The 759-nt window shown below is 56.7% G+C and carries 1 rRNA gene; it reads right to left on the bottom strand.

The features are described from left to right. Positions 1 to 39 precede the first annotated feature (39 nt). Positions 40 to 759 (bottom strand): 23S ribosomal RNA (locus tag EXE45_RS20590); the annotation flags it as partial.

The following is a 759-nucleotide window of genomic DNA, read 5'->3' as shown; positions in this document are numbered from 1 at the left end:
TACCGCCTGAACTCATGCGAGTCGTGGCGCGTCAGCGCCAATGAATGTGGCTCGGTCTGTTAGTTCTCGTGGGCTTAACACCTCGTTGCCTCGGTGCGTACACCCCGAGTCTATCGAACTCGTCTTCTACGAGTGACCTCTGTGGTACCTCTTTTCCATGTGGGTTTCGAGCTTAGATGCGTTCAGCTCTTACCCCGTGTCGCGTGGCTACTCGGCAGCTGCCCTTCCGGACAACCGATACACCAGTGGCGACCAAACGTAGTTCCTCTCGTACTATACGTTCGTTCACGTCAGGTACCTCACACCCCCAATAGATAGCAGCCGACCTGTCTCACGACGGTCTAAACCCAGCTCACGACCTCCTTTAATAGGCGAACAACCTCACCCTTGCCCGCGTCTGCACGGGCAGGATGGAGGGAACCGACATCGAGGTAGCAAGCCACTCGGTCGATATGTGCTCTTGCGAGTGACGACTCTGTTATCCCTAAGGTAGCTTTTCTGTCATCTACGGGTCCCATTCCGGAACCTCGTAGGTTCGCTAGACCACGCTTTCGCGTCAGCGTTCCTCGTTGGGAAGAACACTGTCAGACCATCTTGTGCTCTTGCGCTCTTCGCCGGATTCCCGACCCGGCTGAGATGATCTTCGGGCGCGCTCGATATCTTTTCGAGCGCGTACCGCCCCAGTCAAACTGCCCGGCTACCGGTGTACTCCTCCCGGAGTGAGAGTCGCAGTCACCGACGGGTAGTATTTCAATGCTG

Source organism: Halorubrum sp. SP9, assembly GCF_005435015.1.
GTDB classification, from domain to species: Archaea; Halobacteriota; Halobacteria; order Halobacteriales; family Haloferacaceae; genus Halorubrum; species Halorubrum sodomense.
The sequence above is the reverse complement of the archived record's forward strand: the minus strand, read 5'-3'. Positions and strand labels throughout refer to the sequence as shown.